General features: G+C 67.0%; 9 protein-coding genes and 2 CRISPR repeat arrays (1 of these 11 cut by a window edge). Of the genes, 2 read left to right on the forward strand and 7 right to left on the reverse strand.

The window, feature by feature from the left end; all coding sequences use genetic code 11:
- The first annotated feature begins 392 nt into the window (after nucleotides 1-392).
- The gene (locus OG992_RS33285) at nucleotides 393-3,698 is read left to right on the forward strand and encodes a hypothetical protein (RefSeq protein WP_266305471.1); all 3,306 of its coding nucleotides are present in this window, start codon (nucleotides 393-395) and stop codon (nucleotides 3,696-3,698) included.
- 236 nt (nucleotides 3,699-3,934) lie between these two features.
- Complete coding sequence (locus tag OG992_RS33290) at nucleotides 3,935-4,726, forward strand: hypothetical protein (protein WP_266305472.1); 792 nt, start codon at nucleotides 3,935-3,937, stop codon at nucleotides 4,724-4,726.
- 1,091 nt (nucleotides 4,727-5,817) lie between these two features.
- Nucleotides 5,818-7,106: direct repeats of the CRISPR family, unit length 37 nt; unit sequence GTTGCGATCCTCGCCCGGTCCGGGGACCGGGCGCAGC.
- A 127-nt stretch (nucleotides 7,107-7,233) separates the two neighbouring features.
- Here the strand turns inward: OG992_RS33290 and cas2 are convergent.
- Genes cas2 through cas3 form a run of 7 tightly spaced genes read right to left on the reverse strand, consistent with a single transcriptional unit; the run spans nucleotide 7,234 to nucleotide 14,812 of the window.
- Nucleotides 7,234-7,524, reverse strand: a complete 291-nt coding sequence (cas2, locus tag OG992_RS33295) for a CRISPR-associated endonuclease Cas2 (protein ID WP_266305473.1) — start codon at nucleotides 7,522-7,524, stop codon at nucleotides 7,234-7,236.
- Between the two features lies 1 nt (nucleotide 7,525).
- Nucleotides 7,526-8,551, reverse strand: coding sequence for a type I-C CRISPR-associated endonuclease Cas1c (gene cas1c, locus OG992_RS33300; protein WP_266305474.1), 1,026 nt, complete (start codon nucleotides 8,549-8,551; stop codon nucleotides 7,526-7,528).
- On the reverse strand, nucleotides 8,544-9,191 hold the full coding sequence (cas4, locus tag OG992_RS33305) for a CRISPR-associated protein Cas4 (protein ID WP_266305475.1): 648 nt from the start codon (nucleotides 9,189-9,191) through the stop codon (nucleotides 8,544-8,546). The genes cas1c and cas4 overlap by 8 nt, the downstream gene beginning before the upstream one ends.
- The gene (cas7c, locus tag OG992_RS33310; protein WP_266305476.1) at nucleotides 9,188-10,054 is read right to left on the reverse strand and encodes a type I-C CRISPR-associated protein Cas7/Csd2; all 867 of its coding nucleotides are present in this window, start codon (nucleotides 10,052-10,054) and stop codon (nucleotides 9,188-9,190) included. The genes cas4 and cas7c overlap by 4 nt, the downstream gene beginning before the upstream one ends.
- Entirely contained in the window at nucleotides 10,051-11,877 is a 1,827-nt protein-coding gene (gene cas8c / locus OG992_RS33315; RefSeq protein WP_266305477.1) for a type I-C CRISPR-associated protein Cas8c/Csd1, read from the reverse strand. Before cas8c ends, cas7c begins: the two co-directional genes overlap by 4 nt.
- Entirely contained in the window at nucleotides 11,877-12,563 is a 687-nt protein-coding gene (gene cas5c, locus OG992_RS33320) for a type I-C CRISPR-associated protein Cas5c (RefSeq protein WP_266305536.1), read from the reverse strand. Before cas5c ends, cas8c begins: the two co-directional genes overlap by 1 nt.
- Nucleotides 12,564-12,571: 8 nt before the next feature.
- Nucleotides 12,572-14,812 carry a CRISPR-associated helicase Cas3' gene (cas3, locus tag OG992_RS33325; RefSeq protein WP_266305478.1) on the reverse strand — a complete coding sequence of 747 codons (2,241 nt, stop codon included), beginning with the start codon at nucleotides 14,810-14,812 and terminating at the stop codon, nucleotides 12,572-12,574.
- A gap of 762 nt (nucleotides 14,813-15,574) precedes the next feature.
- Nucleotides 15,575-16,399: a CRISPR direct-repeat array (repeat unit 37 nt; unit sequence GTTGCGATCCTCGCCCGGTCCGAAGACCGGGCGCAGC) (it continues 2,895 nt past the right edge of the window).

Genomic DNA, 16,399 nt, shown 5'->3' on the forward strand with positions numbered 1-16,399 from the left:
GTGCCGCCGATCGCAACCGCTCCCGCCCCGCCAGCATGGACCTCGGCAGTCCCGCCACCTCGGCTCGACGGTATTAGCTGCGGCGCACACAGCGCCAACAGCGCCGCGACCGCACCGATGCTACTCGCGACCTTGTCGGCCTTGTCCAGACCCACCAATACCAGGTACGTGACCAGCCCGCCGAGCAGCAGGAGGCACACAAGGCGTCCAGCCCACAACCAGCGACGACCCTGACGCGCCATGGCAGCCTTCCCTTAGCGTTTTCATCAGCGGACTCTACGAACGCTAGTTTCAGTCATCGAGATGACACATGACGCGCTGTCCACCTTGGATAGGATCACATAGGCTCAGGGACTCCCAGCCGCAAGTCCAGTCCTGGTGGAGCCGCAGTCGTGATCCTCGGCAAGCGCCAACCGGCCGCGCCACTCCCAGTAGGCGAGGGCGCCGTCTATGTGGGTGGCGACAACTCCGCGCCGATCACAACCAACGTTTTCCAGATCACCGTGCCGCGCTCACGGCAGGCGGCACAGCCGGTCTACCTCGAGCAGGTGCGGCGCATCGCGCCTCCGGAGTTGCTCGATCGCGACGCTGAGCTGGCCGAGCTGACAGCCTTCTGCACGGAGAACGACCGAGGACCGTACGCCTGGTGGCGCGCCGACGCCTGGGCCGGCAAGTCCGCGCTGCTATCGACGTTCGTGCTGGATCCGCCAACCGCGCTGGCCGCCGCCGGGGTGCAGGTCGTGTCGTTCTTCATCACCGCCTGGCAAGCCGGGCAGGACACTCGCGAGGCGTTCACCGGGGCTGTACTCGGCCAACTGTGCGCGCTAACCGGCAAGGACTTTTCGACCATTGCCGACGAGAGCACCCGCGAGACCCTGATGCTCACACTGCTCCGCGAGGCCGCAGCGGTGTGTCAGGAGGCCGGTGGAAGACTTGTTTTGGTCGTTGACGGCCTAGACGAAGAACGCGACGCTTCCCTGGGACCGAACTCCACCAGCATCGCCGGACTGCTGCCGACCAATCCCCCGCACGGCATGCGCGTCATCGTTGCAGGCCGGCCGAATCCGCCCCTCCCCGTTGACGTGCACAGCTCCCATCCACTGGGCGATCCGAGGACTATCCGTCGGCTTGACGCCTCACCGCACGCTACCGATAAGAGACGGCTCAGCAGGGCTGAACTTCGCCGCATCCTGAAGGGGTCGGACATCGAGCGTGACCTTCTCGGTTTACTGACCGCCTCGCGCGGCGGGCTATCCCAGACCGATCTGCGTGAGCTCACCGGCGCAGACCTTGTGACCGTCGAGGACGTGCTCCACACCGTGGCTGGCCGTACCTTCACCCGCCGAGGCGGCGCTTGGTCGGCCGAAGCCGACGAGGTCTACCTACTCGGTCATGAGGAACTACAGCGGACCGCCGTCGAGTACCTAGGGTCACAACGCCTCGCCGTCTACCGCGAGCGTCTGCAAATCTGGGCCGAGAGCTATCGCAGGCACGGCGGCGGCACACCGTGGCCGCCCAACACCCCTGAATACCTGCTGCGGGACTATCCACGAATGCTCGCCGAGATCGGCGACACGGAGCGGTTGGTCGCACTGGCGACTGACACCGTAAGACAGGATCGGATGCTCGATCTCAGTGGCGGGGATGCCGCCGTATTGAACGAGATCGTCGAGGTTCAAAAGCTCATCCTGAACGGGCCCGAGCCGGATTTGGGCGCCCTTGCTCGACTTTCCCGCCACAGGGCTGCCCTGCGGGAGCGCAACACCGCCATACCGACGAACCTGCCGGCGTTGTGGGCCATGCTGGGTTACTCCGTCCGCGCCGAGTCACTCGCGCACAGCATTCCGAACAAGACCCAGCAGGTGCGGGCCCTGGCAGAAGCAGCCTGGGCATTCGCGGGCGCTGATGACAAGGCCAGCGCCGCCAGGTGGGCCACCGACGCCGCCCAGGTCGCGCTGAGCGTCACGGACCCTATTGTGAAAGCGAGAGTGTTCGCCGAGGTTGCCCGTGCGATGGCCGCCGCAGATGACCGGGAGGAGGCGGACAGGTGGGCGCAAGTGGCCAGGCGGGCGGCCGATGAGGTGCCGACGTATGTCGACCGTAACCGCGCGCTGGCCAGCATCGCACGCACGGTGGCGATTGCCGGCGCAGTCCATCAGGCGGAGCTGATTGCCGCCTCCATAACGGCCCGAAGTCTGCGGTTGCAGACGCTCCAGGTGGTCGCTCGGATCTCCGCCGCCACTACCGGTACGGCGTATGCAAACGATGATGAGACGGAGCAGCAGTCATCGGCCGTGACCGCTGGCGACCCAGGCCGAGCCGAAGACATAGCCCTTGCCATCCGCCGGCCCAGCGAGCAGGCACGAGCTTTGGCGGCGGTCGCCCTGACGGCCGCGGCTAAGGGGGACTATGAGCGAGCCCGGATCCTAGCCTCGCGGTCCGAGAAGATTGCCCGCTCGACGGCGAGCAGCGGCGGGGACGCCGCAGAGCTAACCGTCATCGCCAAGGCAGTGGCCATCGCCGGCGACGTGGATCGAGCAGAACGGATCGCCGACGCACTGACCGACCCAGATCGGCGCATCCAGGCGCTAACAGAAGTCGCAAAGGCCACCACCGGTGACCCCGAGCGGGCAAGGCGCATCGCAGCGATGGTCCCCGCGATCTACCAGCAAGCCCTGGCCCTAGCAGCGGTCGCCGAGGCGGTGGCCAAATCTGGTGACCGCGCACAAGCCGTGATCTCGGCTCAGGCAGCGGAGCAGGTCGCACGTACCATCCCGGCGGCCTCCCAGCAGGCGCAAGCGTTGACCGCCGCCGCCCGGGCAGCGGCGATTGCCGGTGACTCACAGCACGCGGAGGCGATCGCCTGCAGCATCCTCGATCCAGCCGACCGCGTCGGCGCCTTAGTCCAGGTAGCCACAGCAGGTCGGCAGGATCGGGTCCGCAACCTGGCTCTGATGGCCGAGGACGCAGCCCGGACCATCACCGCCCGTCACCGACGGACCAAAGCCATGGCCCTGGCAGCCAAGGCGCTAGCGGCAGCCGGCGAACAGTCGCGTAGCCGGGCCTTGGCCTGGGAAGCAGCCGAGGAAATAGCTGCGTCTCGGCACGGGCCCAGGGAGACCCGGATCCTGGTCGAGATCGCAAGCGCTCTCGTCGCCGCAGACGACGTCAAGCACGCCCTACGGATCGCGACCACGATGGTCGAGCGGAGCGATGCTCTGAATATTGTGGCTGAAGTAGCACGGGCGTTGGCCGAAGCCGGATACTGCGACCGCGCCGAGCAGACCATCTCTTTCCTGCGTGGTGCGAATAGCTGGCTGTCCCGGGAGATGACCGAGGTCGCGCGACTGGTTGCGGCCGCCGGCGACAGCGATCGGGCGGAACGAATCGCGCGCGGGGTCGATCCGGCTTTCGGCGAACAGGAGAATGCCCTAGCCGCAGTCGCGGTGGCCGCCGCTGCCCACGAACCTGAACGAGCGGAAGCAGTCGCCACCACGATCGCCATGCCTGACCTGCATGCCAAGACGCTGACGGAGATTGCCCGTGTCATCGGACTACCGGCAGGCCAGCACCTCTTCGCACGTGCTTTCGCTGTGGGATCATGGCTGACTCCGCTCCCAGCATTAGCTGAACTGCAGCCCGAACTAGTCCTGCGAATCACCGAAGGTTACGGAGACTCCCCGTCGCCTACCTCGTAAATTCGAGCCGATGATGACGTCAGGCCGTGGCTACCCCAGCTGTAACCGAGTGAAGCCCGCCAGTCGTGCGTCAGGCGCCCTGCTCCCGGACACGAACGAACGGGTGGCGGCCCCACCGTTGGCTGCAGCACGAACTACCCGCGGCATACATATCGCTTGCGTACCAAGCCTTTCAAGAGGCAACGTGCACTTCCCCCTGGTCAATCAGTGGCGGTGATGACAGCGAAAGGGTTTAGATGGCATTCACCCGATACAGGTTGCTGAGCCCTGGCCTGCGTGTTGCCCTGGTGCTCGGATCCGTCGCCCTCTCGATACTCCTCCTGTGTTGTGGCGGCACAGCAGTGATCGCCATCCTCGTCGATCCGGTCAGACCGGCTAGCCACGTTGATAACGGCTCGAAGCAGTACGCATACCAGGCAACCGTGCAGAATGAACGACGCGACCTGTTCAAAGGCGAGCTGCACGTGGTGACCGATCGACGCGTGAAGGTCACAGACTGGTTCGACGTACGAGTCTTAATCTGCGGACCGGCGAACACCGACGATTTGTGCGTCAGCCCGTCCGGCACGGGCGGCACCCCCTCAAACCCGGAGATAAACGACGCGGACGTGCGCCTTGGTGGCCGCGTTGGCGTCACTCTTGCTACCGCCGACAGCGCCGTGGAGATCAAGAACTTGGTCACCGCGCAGGACAACACGCAGCCACTCACCGACCCGACCGACGCCGGGCTGTGGGTGTGGGATGTTCGCGCGAAGGAGCCCGGTGAGTACACGCTCAGGGCCTCTGTCTTCGTCCTCTCGGCCGAGACGAACCAGGAACTCGTCCCCCGGGAGACGGTGAGCATCAATCTCAAGGTCGAGCGAACCGGTGGATTCACCGCGAAGCAGGTCGGGCGGTCGATCCTCGACGTGACGAATTGGTCGGCCCCACACATCGTGACCATCGTGACGGCGCTCGTGGCCGCCGGTGGCGTCACCACGCTGGTGCGACGGCGGAAACGGCGCCAGCGCGCTGGGGCGAAGCGGTAGGCGGCAGCCAGAGTGGAGCTACTGGTCGGCTTCTGCTCGTTGCTGCCGGAGATCTCGTTCCATAAGGGTCACTATGGTGTTTCCCGGGAGTAGGCCCCTCTACTCCTTCAGTCTCATCCCGAACGAGCCCTCACATGCGCAGGAACGCCGGCTTGATACGTGCGCATCCACGACCTCGGGCACCGCGCGGCCCGGCAGCGCGGCGACATCCTTGATTGCAAGGCCGACAACTCAAACTGGTCGTGGCCTCGGTCAGCGCCTCCGTTGCCATGCCGGACCACCCCCGATGCCCTCGACGGCCCGTCCAGCTCACCCACCTGGTGCGCGCCAGGAGCCGCCAGGCCTGCGCCGCCTCGCCCTAAGAACCCAGGCTATCCCGCAGCTCGACCAAGGCCCCGGGCCACCGGCCGGAAGTGCTCGGCCCCGGCCTGTTCCGTGTATCGGTAGTTCGTTGCGCAGGCCCGCAGGCCCGCAGGCCCTCGGACACCCCGCCCAGCGGAGACGCGGTACGAGCGCGGTGCCTGCGGTCGAGCAGGTGTCACTGCTGCGACTGCCGCGACAGCGTCTCTAGTGGGGTTGCGTCAGCACAGACCTTCACGCCGCTCCTTGACAAATTCGCCACGCGGATGTTGACGCCGGCCTCGCGCATCCTCCTGAGGTAGTCACCGAGCCAAGCCAGAGCCCTCTCTTCGGCTCGTCGTAGTGCTCGTAAATCTGGGTGAACAACGAGGGCGCGGCCCCTGAGCTGGGAAAATTCAGCCATCCGCCGCTTTCCCCAGGATTGCCCCAGAGTGCGTGCAGGCCCGGCACGGAGAATTTTGCTTACTGTGCGCTACCCCGCGCCTAGTCAAACGACCAGCAATGTGCAACATAGACTGAAACTAGATGGAGCCCCCGAGCAAAACCGCGCCGCCTCTAGGGCAGTTGACCCGCACGGGCCACTACCTAGCGTCACGACCTATAGAGCACGACGGTGAACTGCATCGCACCTTCGTCTTTCGCCGGCCAGGGATGCTGCACTCGGTCCTCGTCGTTCCGAGAACCGGGCGCAACTTGTCGACGTAGTCCTGCCAGTGGGCCGGGTCGCAGTAGTTGCGATCCTCGCCCGGTCCAGCGAGCGGGCGCAGCGCCCGAGGCGGTCATCTGCGCGACGTTGTCTCCGGCGTTGCGATCCTCGCCCGGTCTAGCGACGGGGCGCAGCAAGAACGTGCCGCCGGAAAACGCGGATGGCTTGGCGTTGCGATCCTCGCCCGGTCCTGGGACCGGGCGCAGCGTCGTCGGTGACGTAGAGGCCGCCTTCCCCGGCGCTGTTGCGATCCTCGCCCGGTCCGGGGACCGGGCGCAGCTAGCCAGCCTGCCCGCGTCCCGCCCCCGGGTACGACGTTGCGATCCTCGCCCGGTCCGGGGACCGGGCGCAGCCGATCAGATCCTCGTGCACCTCGTGCGGCTGGCCCTTTGTTGCGATCCTCGCCCGGTCCAGGGACCGGGCGCAGCCATCCGGTCGGAGACGGCACTGACGATCAGGCCGGCGTTGCGATCCTCGCCCGGTCCGGGGACCGGGCGCAGCGAAGTCGTGGGAGGACGACACCGACGCCGCGTGGGCGTTGCGATCCTCGCCCGGTCCGGGGACCGGGCGCAGCCAGGTTCGGCACCTCCATACACAGCACCTCGGTCAGGTTGCGATCCTCGCCCGGTCCGGGGACCGGGCGCAGCTACGACAAGGCAGGCGAGGAGATCGCCGCAGCCGAGGTAGCGATCCTCGCCCGGTCCGGGGACCGGGCGCAGCGGCGGCTGGCGGGCATTGCCGGCGGACGTCCGCGCGGGGTTGCGATCCTCGCCCGGTCCGGGGACCGGGCGCAGCCGAGAGCAGGGCCGCCTTGTTGTCTTTGCTGGTGTTGTTGCGATCCTCGCCCGGTCCGAGGACCGGGCGCAGCTCGGACCGGGCGGATCGGGCGAGCCTTGAGCGTGAGGTGTTGCGATCCTCGCCCGGTCCGGGGACCGGGCGCAGCGGTGCGCTGACCAACCACGCATCCACCGCACGGAGGAGTTGCGATCCTCGCCCGGTCCGGGGACCGGGCGCAGCCGGCGGGACTGGCCGCCGGCATTGCGGCACTGCTCGAGTTGCGATCCTCGCCCGGTCCGGGGACCGGGCGCAGCCTGGGTGGCGTACACCCCGACGTGGACGGCGTTTACCTCGTTGCGATCCTCGCCCGGTCCGGGGACCGGGCGCAGCCTGTATGCCCTGGCGCGCCAGGGCCTCCGAGATTTAGGTTGCGATCCTCGCCCGGTCCGGGGACCGGGCGCAGCGACCTGGACGATGAGACGTGGGCGGACCTGCTCGACGTTGCGATCCTCGCCCGGTCCGGGGACCGGGCGCAGCGGCTCATGAACAGCCATTATTCAAGCTTGTCTCTAGCTAGACATTCACAACAGCACCCCAGAAGTCCCGATTAGTAATGATTTATTGGTTGGGAACGTCAGGCTCTCTGGGTGGTCGCTGGGGGTTCCTAAATCACGAACGGGCCGCGGGGGTCGGCGTGTCGTGGCAGCCCCAGGTGTTCGACGTTGTCGAGTGCGTTGGCCGGTAGGCGGTAGATGCGGATGCTGTCGCGGGTGGGATCGATGGCACCTTGCAGGGCTGCGACGAGTTTTACCTTGTCGGTGTCACGGCAGACGACTTCGAAGACGGATTTCTGGACGCGGTGTCCGTACGCTTCGCAGATTTTGGCGACTTTCCTCAGCCGCCTCTGGCCTGCTGGGGTGATGGTTTCGACGTCGTAGGTGATGAGGATGTCCACGTCAGTTGACTGTCCAGGGGCGGTAGGTGGCGAGGTCTCCGCGGAGGTGCCGGGCGAGCAGGCGTGCTTGCACGAGCGGGAGAACGGCGCCTTCTATTTCGCGGTTGAGTTGGGCGTGCGGCCAGGCTCGTCGTCGTGCGGTCTGCCAGGCGTTGAGGGTGTTTTTTCGGCCGGTCTCGGTGAGTCGGTATGCGCCGTTGGGGAGTAGCTCGAAGTCGTCGGCGGAGAGTTCTCGTCGGTTGAGCAGGGTGAAGGCGAGTCGGTCGGCGAGGAGGGGGCGAAATTCTTCCATCAGGTCGAGTGCGAGTGCCGGCTTGGCAGGGCGGGTGGCGTGGAGGAACCCGATGTAGGGGTCGAGGCCGACTTGTTCGAGTGCGCCGTGTACGGCGACTCGGAGCATGCCGTACAGAAACGACAGGAGGCAGTTGACGGGGTCGGTGGGTGGTCTTTTGGTTCGGCCGGTGCCGCGCCACTGCTTGTCGGTGACCAGGTATGGCAGGGCGGCGAAGTAGTCGTGTGCGGCGATGCCTTCGGTGCCGATCACGCTGTCGATGTTCTCGGCGCTCTTGAGCAGTTCCAGTCGTTGGGCGATGAGTTCCGCGGATGCGCGTAGCGCGGTCTGCCTGTGACCGGATGTATCGCGGCCGGCGCGGAGCAGAACTTGGCGGGAGTTGTGTATCTTGCCGGCAACCATGGCTTTGGCGATCTTGATTCGGTGGTCGTGGTTGTCGACGGCGCGGTGCTGGGCTTGTCGCAGGAGTGGGTTGCCACTGGTGGGGCCGACGACGCGGGCTCTGAATCTGCCCATGCCGGTGAGCCAGCTGACGGATCGGCCGTCGTCGGCGCAGCGCAGCAGCAGGTCGTCGGTGATGGTCACGCCGGTGAAGAGCACCAGGTGGTCGACTCGGGTCAGGGGCAGCAGGCGTCGTCCGGTCTGTTCTGGGTGGTAGACGCGGACGGTGTCGCCGTCGAGGTGCAGGCTGGTTCCGGGAGTTTGTACGTAGAGGGTGTTGAGTAGTTCAGTCACGCCACTGTCCCAACGGCCGTGGGGTGAATAGGTCGGCTGCCGGTCGGGTCTGTCGACCGTCGGTCATATCGGGTAGGCAGTCGTCGCGCAGTGAGCACTTGCGGCACCGGGTGTCGTTACGTGCCACTGGCAGGTGTGGGGACGCGAAGAGACGCCGGATGGCCTCGGCCGCTTGCACTACCCGGTGCAGCAGATCAGGGCTGATGGTGACCGGGTGGCGGCGGCGTTCGGCGACGGAGTAGATGTATCCGAGGGGCACGTCGAATCCGGCTTCGAGAAGGCACAGGGCCTGACCGGCGAGTTGGAGGTCAGCGGGCCCGTCTGGTTCGTAGCGGCCGACTTTGTATTCCACTGGGGTGGCGGTGGTGCCCGCGAATTCCACCACGTCGCAGATGCCTCTCAGGCCGTACACGGCGCTGCCCACCGGTAGGGAGCGGATGGTGGTGAGACCTGCCCGCCGGGTCAGGCCGGGCAGGTCCACCAGTCGATGGCTCAGATCGCCGCGTACGGTCTGCGCGCTGTCACCCCAGATGCCCTCGACGTGGATGAGCGCGGTCTGTCGGTGGCAGTAGGCGTAGTGCTCGAGTGCGGAGAGCGGGATCTCGGCGAGGGTGCCGTCGCCATCGGTCGTCAGGGTCACGGCCAGAGATTCACCAGTGGGGTGAACTCGATTCCCTCGGGCAGGTTGTCGGTGGCGAGGGTCAACTGGTAGTCCAGGTGGTGCCGGGCAGGCTTTTCCGTGTTGGTGCGGCTGAGGGATACGCGTTCGGTGAGGCTGGCCGCCGGTGCGACGCCGAGGGCGTCGGGGTGGCTGAAGACATACAAGCCGCAGAGTTTCATTTCGCCGCGGGTGGCGGAGCGGTCGTGGTCGAACATCAGGGTGATCGCCCGCCAGAAGACGGCGAGGTCGTCAGTGGTGACGCCCGTTTTTCCGGCGCGGGGGGCGGAGTAGAAGATGCGGGCTTGGTAGAGGCCGTAGGGCACGGTCCATTTCGAGCCCATCTCGGTCCGCTCGCCATTGTCGATGTCGGCCTGGCGGGTTTGAGTGACCCGGGTGATGGCGTGATCGGTGGGGAGGACCGGATCGACGCTGCGGGCGAAGGTGAGCTGCACCGGCCCGCGCACTTGTCCGGCACCGCCCTTGGTGGTGCCGGTGCTGAGGACGGCGCCGAACATCCGGATGTCGAAGTAGTGCTCGCAGAGCCACCGCTGCGCCTCGTCGGCGCGACCGGGATTGGCCTTGAGACCTTCCTCGATGCGGGTGTTCAGCGCGTGGCCAGCCTCGACGAAGATCCCAAACTTCGGGTCGTCGCCACGCATCAGGGCGACGGTGTCGCGGATCTTGCGTTTGATGGCGACGTCGGTGACCAGTCCCTGGCCGGTCTCGTCGTCGGTGCGCGGCTGGTTACCGCCGTCGGGGTCGCCGTTGGGGTTGCCGTCGGTGACGTCGAACAGGAGCACAGCGTCGTGGCGGCGGGCCGGGTCGAGGTGGGTGTCGCTCATTCGGCGTCTCCTTCGGTGGTGGGCTGGTCGTCCGAGGCGGGCGGCAGGTCGGTGTTCTTCTTCTTGGCGGCGGCCTCGATGCGCTCGGCGCGCATGGCAGCGCGTTGCTGGTGGAAGCCGAGGACGAACTGGGCCTTCTGCGCCAGGACGGCGGTGCTCGGGATCGAGTCCCGGCTCGTGTCGATCTGGGCGAAGATGTCGTCGAGTCGGGTGGCGTACGCCCTGGCCCAGCCCGGTTTGCGCAGCGGTCCACGTAGGCGGCGCAACCAGGCGGTCGAGGTCCGCTGCCCGTTGACCAGGACGACTCTCGGGTTGGTGATGGCCCGGCCCATATACCGCTCGGCGAAGGTGGTGTTCAGCGGCTGGTTCGCCGCGCGGAAAACCGTCTGCTGAAGGTCATCGAGAACGGCGAAGGCCCTGCCGGACAAGTAGGCGGGGTCGTTGTTGTCCAAGTTCAACGTGGGGGTCAGCCTTTCAGACTCGTCGGGTCGATCCGGCCGACGGCGCAGGCCGAGCCGGATCAGGGCCGCGCGTGCCGGATCGACCCGGCCGTCGGTGCGGATTCGGTTGAGCACATGGGTGAGTAGTCGCGGCGGCAGCGGGCTGTGGAGCAGCGCAGCCCGCAGCAGCGCGTGTTGCAGGCCGGGCGGGCGGTCCTCGCCCCTGGCACCGAGTTTGACCCAACTGCCGGGGGCGCCACCGCGCCCGACCTGCCACCGGCCCGCCGCGCGGACCAGCTGGGTCAGCCGGACCTGGGTGACCTCACCGGACCAGTCGGCGATCTCGTGATCGTCGATCCAGGAACGGATGTGGTCCTTGACCCGGGGCAGCGGCATCTCCACCCAGTCGCGGATGACGACCCGGGCGACGTTGCCGCCGACGGTCACCGAGCAGAACGTGGACAGGTCATCGTCGCCGGGTTCGATGCCGTCGCGGGGGGTGGCGAGCAGGGCGCGGGCGTCGTCGAGGTCCGGGGCGTCCAGCGGGGCCATGGGGTCGAAGCGGGAGCCGCCGACCAACCACCAGGCCAGACGGGCGTTCTGCCCGGGTAGCGCGGTGCTGTGCCGTTCATCGGAGAGCACCGCCCTCAACGACGACATGAACGTCAGACCGCACGTAACACAGATCGGCGTGTGGGCGAGAAGTTTCGTCAGCTCATAGCCGTGGGACGCCTCGTTGACGCTCACCAGCGAGGCGCTCTGGGTGGCACCGGGCAGCCACCGACGCGGAATCTGCTGCGGGATCGTCTTGAGCAGGTCGCGGACCTGGCCGCAGACCAGGCAGTAGCCCGCTCGGCCGAGCCCCTTACGCCCGGCGGCGACGCCCGCCCAGTACCGCTTCGCTGATTCGTGTTCGGTGGCGATCTGCCCGTCGACGACGAAGGCCACCACGTCGGCGCGGCTCCACGTCCGATCGGTGACGACTTTCGGAGCGTGACCGCCAGCGTAGAAGGCGGCGATGGCGGAAGCTGGGCCATCTGGCTCCGCGGCAGCCCAGTCCCGGATCAGTTCCCGGAACGCGGTGTGTTGCTTGGCCACCCGGTCGGCCTTGCCGTCCTCGGCGACCCAGCCCAGCACATATTCGACGGTATCGGCGGCCAGCGTCGGCGCGACCCCTACGGTGCGGGTGACGTTCGGCATCCACCGGTCGATCCCGAAGCGCTGCCCGGGGGTTCCCGGATCCGCGAAATCGACCAGCTCGGCGTTGGCGGGCGTGCCGTCAGCGGCGATGTAGAGCAGGAACCGTACCGGCTTCCTGGCATAGAATGGCGGAGTCACCTCGGCACTGGACTCCGCGTACTCGACGAGCCGCTGCAACAACATCAGATGCCCCCGCCCGGCAGGGCGAGTTCTATCCCCCGCTGCGGCACGTACAGAACCCCGGCTTGCACCCGGGCGGAGAACCACTCCATGCGAGGACTGCCGCCACCGTCGCGGTGAATCGAGTGCAGCATGATGCCGATGTCCTCATGCAGATCGTGCTGGCGCGGGGCTGTGTCGTCCGGCCAGCTGAACTCCGCGCTGAACTCCCTCGTACCCAGGTAGGGACGCTGGAAGCAGGCGCCCCGGCGGACCCGGCGGCGTAACTGATCCCGGTACGCGGAAGCCGGCTTGTCCGCATGTGCAGCTGGCACCATGTGCGCGTGGATGCGGTAAGCCACGTCCCGCAGGCACACGGCATTGCGTTGATCGCGATGTGCCACCGTGTCCACCCGGCGGGTGCCTTTGATCGCCTCCGCCAACGGTGCCACGTCCGTGGTTTCGTTGCGGCGGATCGTGAACTGCCGGATTGGGCGGAGCACCTCGATCGCCACGATCTCGTACTGAAACTCCGGTTTCCAGTAGATCGACTCCAGCACTCCCACCGCGGCGGGAGGTGTCATGACGGGGTAGCTCACCCGCTCTACCTTCAGCTCCGGGCGGGAGAACAGGGCGGCTTCGCCGGCGACCTGAACCACCACGGGCAGGTCGCCCTCGCGGCTCCGCCGCAGGGTCACCCCGTCGATCAAATCCGTCGTCACAGCACGAACTCCTCGAAACTCGGGTCAAAGGTGATGCCAGTTGCCTGGTCGTATCCGCCGATCCACTCCACCAATGCACCCACCTGCACCTCATCACCGATGATCGGCCGCATCCGTTCCTTCACCTCCGGGTTACGGAGAACACCGCTGTGCACGGTGGTGGTGTAGGGCTGAAGCTGACGCAGATCGTGCAGGTCCGGCACCGGCGCGTGGCGGATTTTCTCAATCAGGTCGATGAGCGTGGCGCACTCCGCGTCCGTCGACGCGCCTTGCGGGGTCACGACGGAGATGCCCTCGTCGCGGATGAGCCGGAACGCGCGTTTGTGATCACGACGGCCGCTACGGACGTCGGTGAGCGGGCCGTCAGAAACGGTCTGGAACGCCCACTGCTCACGGGCCTGCTGGATGCGTTGGCCAACGTGACCCGGGTCCGTCAGATTGAGCGCGTCATAGACCCGACGGTAGTAGTTTGACAACGCCGACGCCTTGTCCGGATCGGCCACGTCGGGCCCGAAGCAGGTCTTCGCCACACCGACCAGCTTCTTGTACGCCTCAGGCTGCCCCCCGTCCGACGGAGCGAAGATGACGACCCGTCCACACTCCAAGCGCCCTTCCCGATTGGCCCGACCGGCGGCCTGCAGCAACGAATCAGCCGGCGCCATCGCCCGATACACGAGCGGAAAGTCCAGGTCCACGCCCGCCTCCACCAGTTGCGTCGCCGCCAGGAGCACTCGCTCACCGGCACGTAACCGCCGGATCACCACCTCCAGCACCCGCCGCCGATGCGCCGGGCACATCCGCGTCGACAGGTGCCAGGCAACATCACCGAAGCCTTCCTCCTGCCACCGCTCATACACCGTCCGCGCATCCGCGGTCGTGTTCACCACCACCATCGCCGACGCGCCACCGTCACCGCTGGCAGCCAGCCCGATGCTGGCGTCATCAGCGATGTCAGCCAAGGTCAGACCTGCGTCCAGCCGCCACTCGTACGACACACGCCGCATCTTCTCGTTCAGCACCGACACTTCCGAGACCAACTCGAACCGATCCAGGTCCGCGAAGGTCTGCAACGCCCAGAATTCAGGCTGGGTAGCCGACGACAGCAGGACCGTCGTCCCGAAGTGCTCCACCAGCAGACGCAGGCCGTTCAGGATCGGTACGAGCATGTCGTGCGGCAGCGCCTGAATCTCGTCCAGCACGATCACCGACCCCGCCAGCCGATGCACCCGGCGCATCGCCGACGGCTTGCGGGCGTAGAGGGACTCGAACAGACGCACGAACGTCGTCACCACGAACGGCGCATCCCAGTTCTCCGCAGCCTGACGCGCCCAACGCCCAGCCGTAGGAGCATCGAAATCCACCTGGCCGTGATGCTCCAACACCACAGGCTCCGTACCATCCTCATTGAGCATCTGCCGATAGACGGCAGCGTTCTGCTCCGTGATGGTCAAAAACGGCACCGCGACGATCACCCGACGCAGAGCGCGCCGCTGCGCGTGACGCAGCGCGAAGCCAGCCGCGGCGAGGGTCTTCCCGACCCCAGTCGGCGCGTGCAACCGGAACATCCCGGTGGGCCGCTCCGCAGCGACGAGAGACTCCGTGTAGACCTGTTCCCGCAGCCCATCGATCGGCGACGGCGGACGCTGCGCGAGTGACTCTGTTCGCCGGCGTTCGAACAGGGCGAACAGGTGACCAAAATCGGCGTCCGGGCGCACCCTCGGAGCGGCGAGCTGATGGTGGTGCGCGTGAGTGTCCAACCCATCGGCGTCAACCAGCGCGCTGTAGCACAGCCGCAACGCCATCTCCCCCACCAGCGGATCCTGCTGCCAACGCTCAGGCAGTGCGGCTCTCAGGTCATCGGGCAGTTCCGGCAGCAGACGGGACAGGGCAGCCTCCGCCGACGCCACATTCCGCAGGTTATCCCTCAACGCGGCCGTCAACTTTTTCTTGAAGTCGCCCTGGTCCAGGAGCCCACCATGGTGCCCGAAAATGCCGACAGCGAACCGACCCAGACCACGGTCCCACGCGACCCGGGTGCCGAACGCCTTGTGGTCGATTCCGACTCGCCCGCCGCCAGCGGCAACCTTCGACAACCGCTCCTGCCAGGCATCACTGGCCTTGCCGCAGTCATGCAGCAAACCCAGCCAGTACGCCAGATCGCCGCCGCCAAAGGGCGCCGCGAAACGCCGAGCAAGGATGGCCGTGCCACGCAGATGATCCTCGAGAGAGTGCCACACCTCGGTGCCGGAAGCGGGACTATGCGCCCTTAGCGGAACCTCAACTCTCACACGTAGCCCTGGAACTCATACCAAATGACTCCATCACCGACCCATCGAGTCATGCTCCCTAGGAGGAGTCAACGCCGAGTTCACAATCTGTCGGATAGTTGTCTGGGCGTCCGGGAGCCGGACTGGCCCAGCCCCCAGCTCTGACCATGTCAGCACCTACATCCGACACCATCACGGTGTTGCGACCCTCGGCACCGACCTAGACGGCAGACACCGCAGTCCGTCGGAGGGATCAGTGGTCGTCTCGACTCCGCTTCGCCCGGTCCAAGGGCCTGAAGCGTCCAGTTGCGATCCTCGCTCGCTCCGAGGGCCGGGCGCAGCGCGCACCCGCCCGAACTCGCTGAACCCGGTCACGCCCCTGCGATCCTCACCCGGTCCGAGGACCGGGCGCAGCTGCCTCTCGTCGGGGACGGTGGCGGTGACCAGCACGGTGTTGCGATCCTCGCTCAGTCCGGGGCCGGGCGTAGCCCGTCGCGCAACTGTTCCTGCCGGGGGCGAAGGTGCTGGTTGCAATCCTCGCCCCATCCGGGGACCGGACGCAGCGTCCAGACGTGCTGCGACGTCGCGCTGAAGTCGTTGTTGCGATCCTCGCCCGATCCGATGACCGGGCGCAGCGGTTGGCGTAGGGAACGTTCTCGCCAGGCTCACCACCGTTGCGATCCTCGCCCGATCCGAACACCGGGTGCAGCCTGTCCGACTCTGATCCGTCTCCAAGTTGCGATCCTCGCCCGCGAGGACCGGGCGCAGCGTCCGTCGCCGAGGTGGCGGCCGCGATGGGCAAGCAGGTTGCGAGCCTCGCCTGGTCCGAGGACCGGGCGCAGCCGGCGGGCGGTCTCGACGTGCGCAGGGCGGGCCCGGTGTTGCGATCCTCACCAGGTCCGAGGACCGGCCGCAGCTCCTGGGCGTGCTGGCCACTGGCCCGCATTCGCTCAGGTTGCGATCCTCGCCCGGTCCGAAGACCGGGCGCAGCACGTCCAGTGCAGCTCGGGCGCGTCGCAGCAGACGTCGTTGCGATCCTCGCCAGGTCCGAAGACCGGGCGCAGCTCTCCGTCGCGGTGCTCATACCGTCCAGCCCTGGTTCGTTGCGATCCTCGCCCGGTCCGAAGACCGGGCGCAGCGAGCGTTGCGGGAGACGACCAGCGACAGGTCGTCGGCGTTGCGATCCTCGCCCGGTCCGAAGACCGGGCGCAGCTACAGCAGCTGTTCGTTGAACCGATGGTGCTTGCCCTTGTTGCGATCCTCGCCCGGTCCGAAGACCGGGCGCAGCTTGCGCGCTGCTGTCGTAACGGGACGAACTTACGTGCTTGTTGCGATCCTCGCCCGGTCCGAAGACCGGGCGCAGCACGCGAACGCCTCGTCGATGATGTTCACGTCACCGGAGTTGCGATCCTCGCCCGGTCCGAAGACCGGGCGCAGCGTCGGCGGTGGTGTCGTGCTTGGCGACGATCTGCCAGTTGCGATCCTCGCCCGGTCCGAAGACCGGGCGCAGCCGGTGGCCCTTGCGCATCTGCCGGGCGAGGGTGTCGGCGTTGCGAT

This window comes from Micromonospora sp. NBC_00362 (assembly GCF_026342155.1).
GTDB classification, from domain to species: domain Bacteria; phylum Actinomycetota; class Actinomycetes; order Mycobacteriales; family Micromonosporaceae; genus Micromonospora; species Micromonospora hortensis.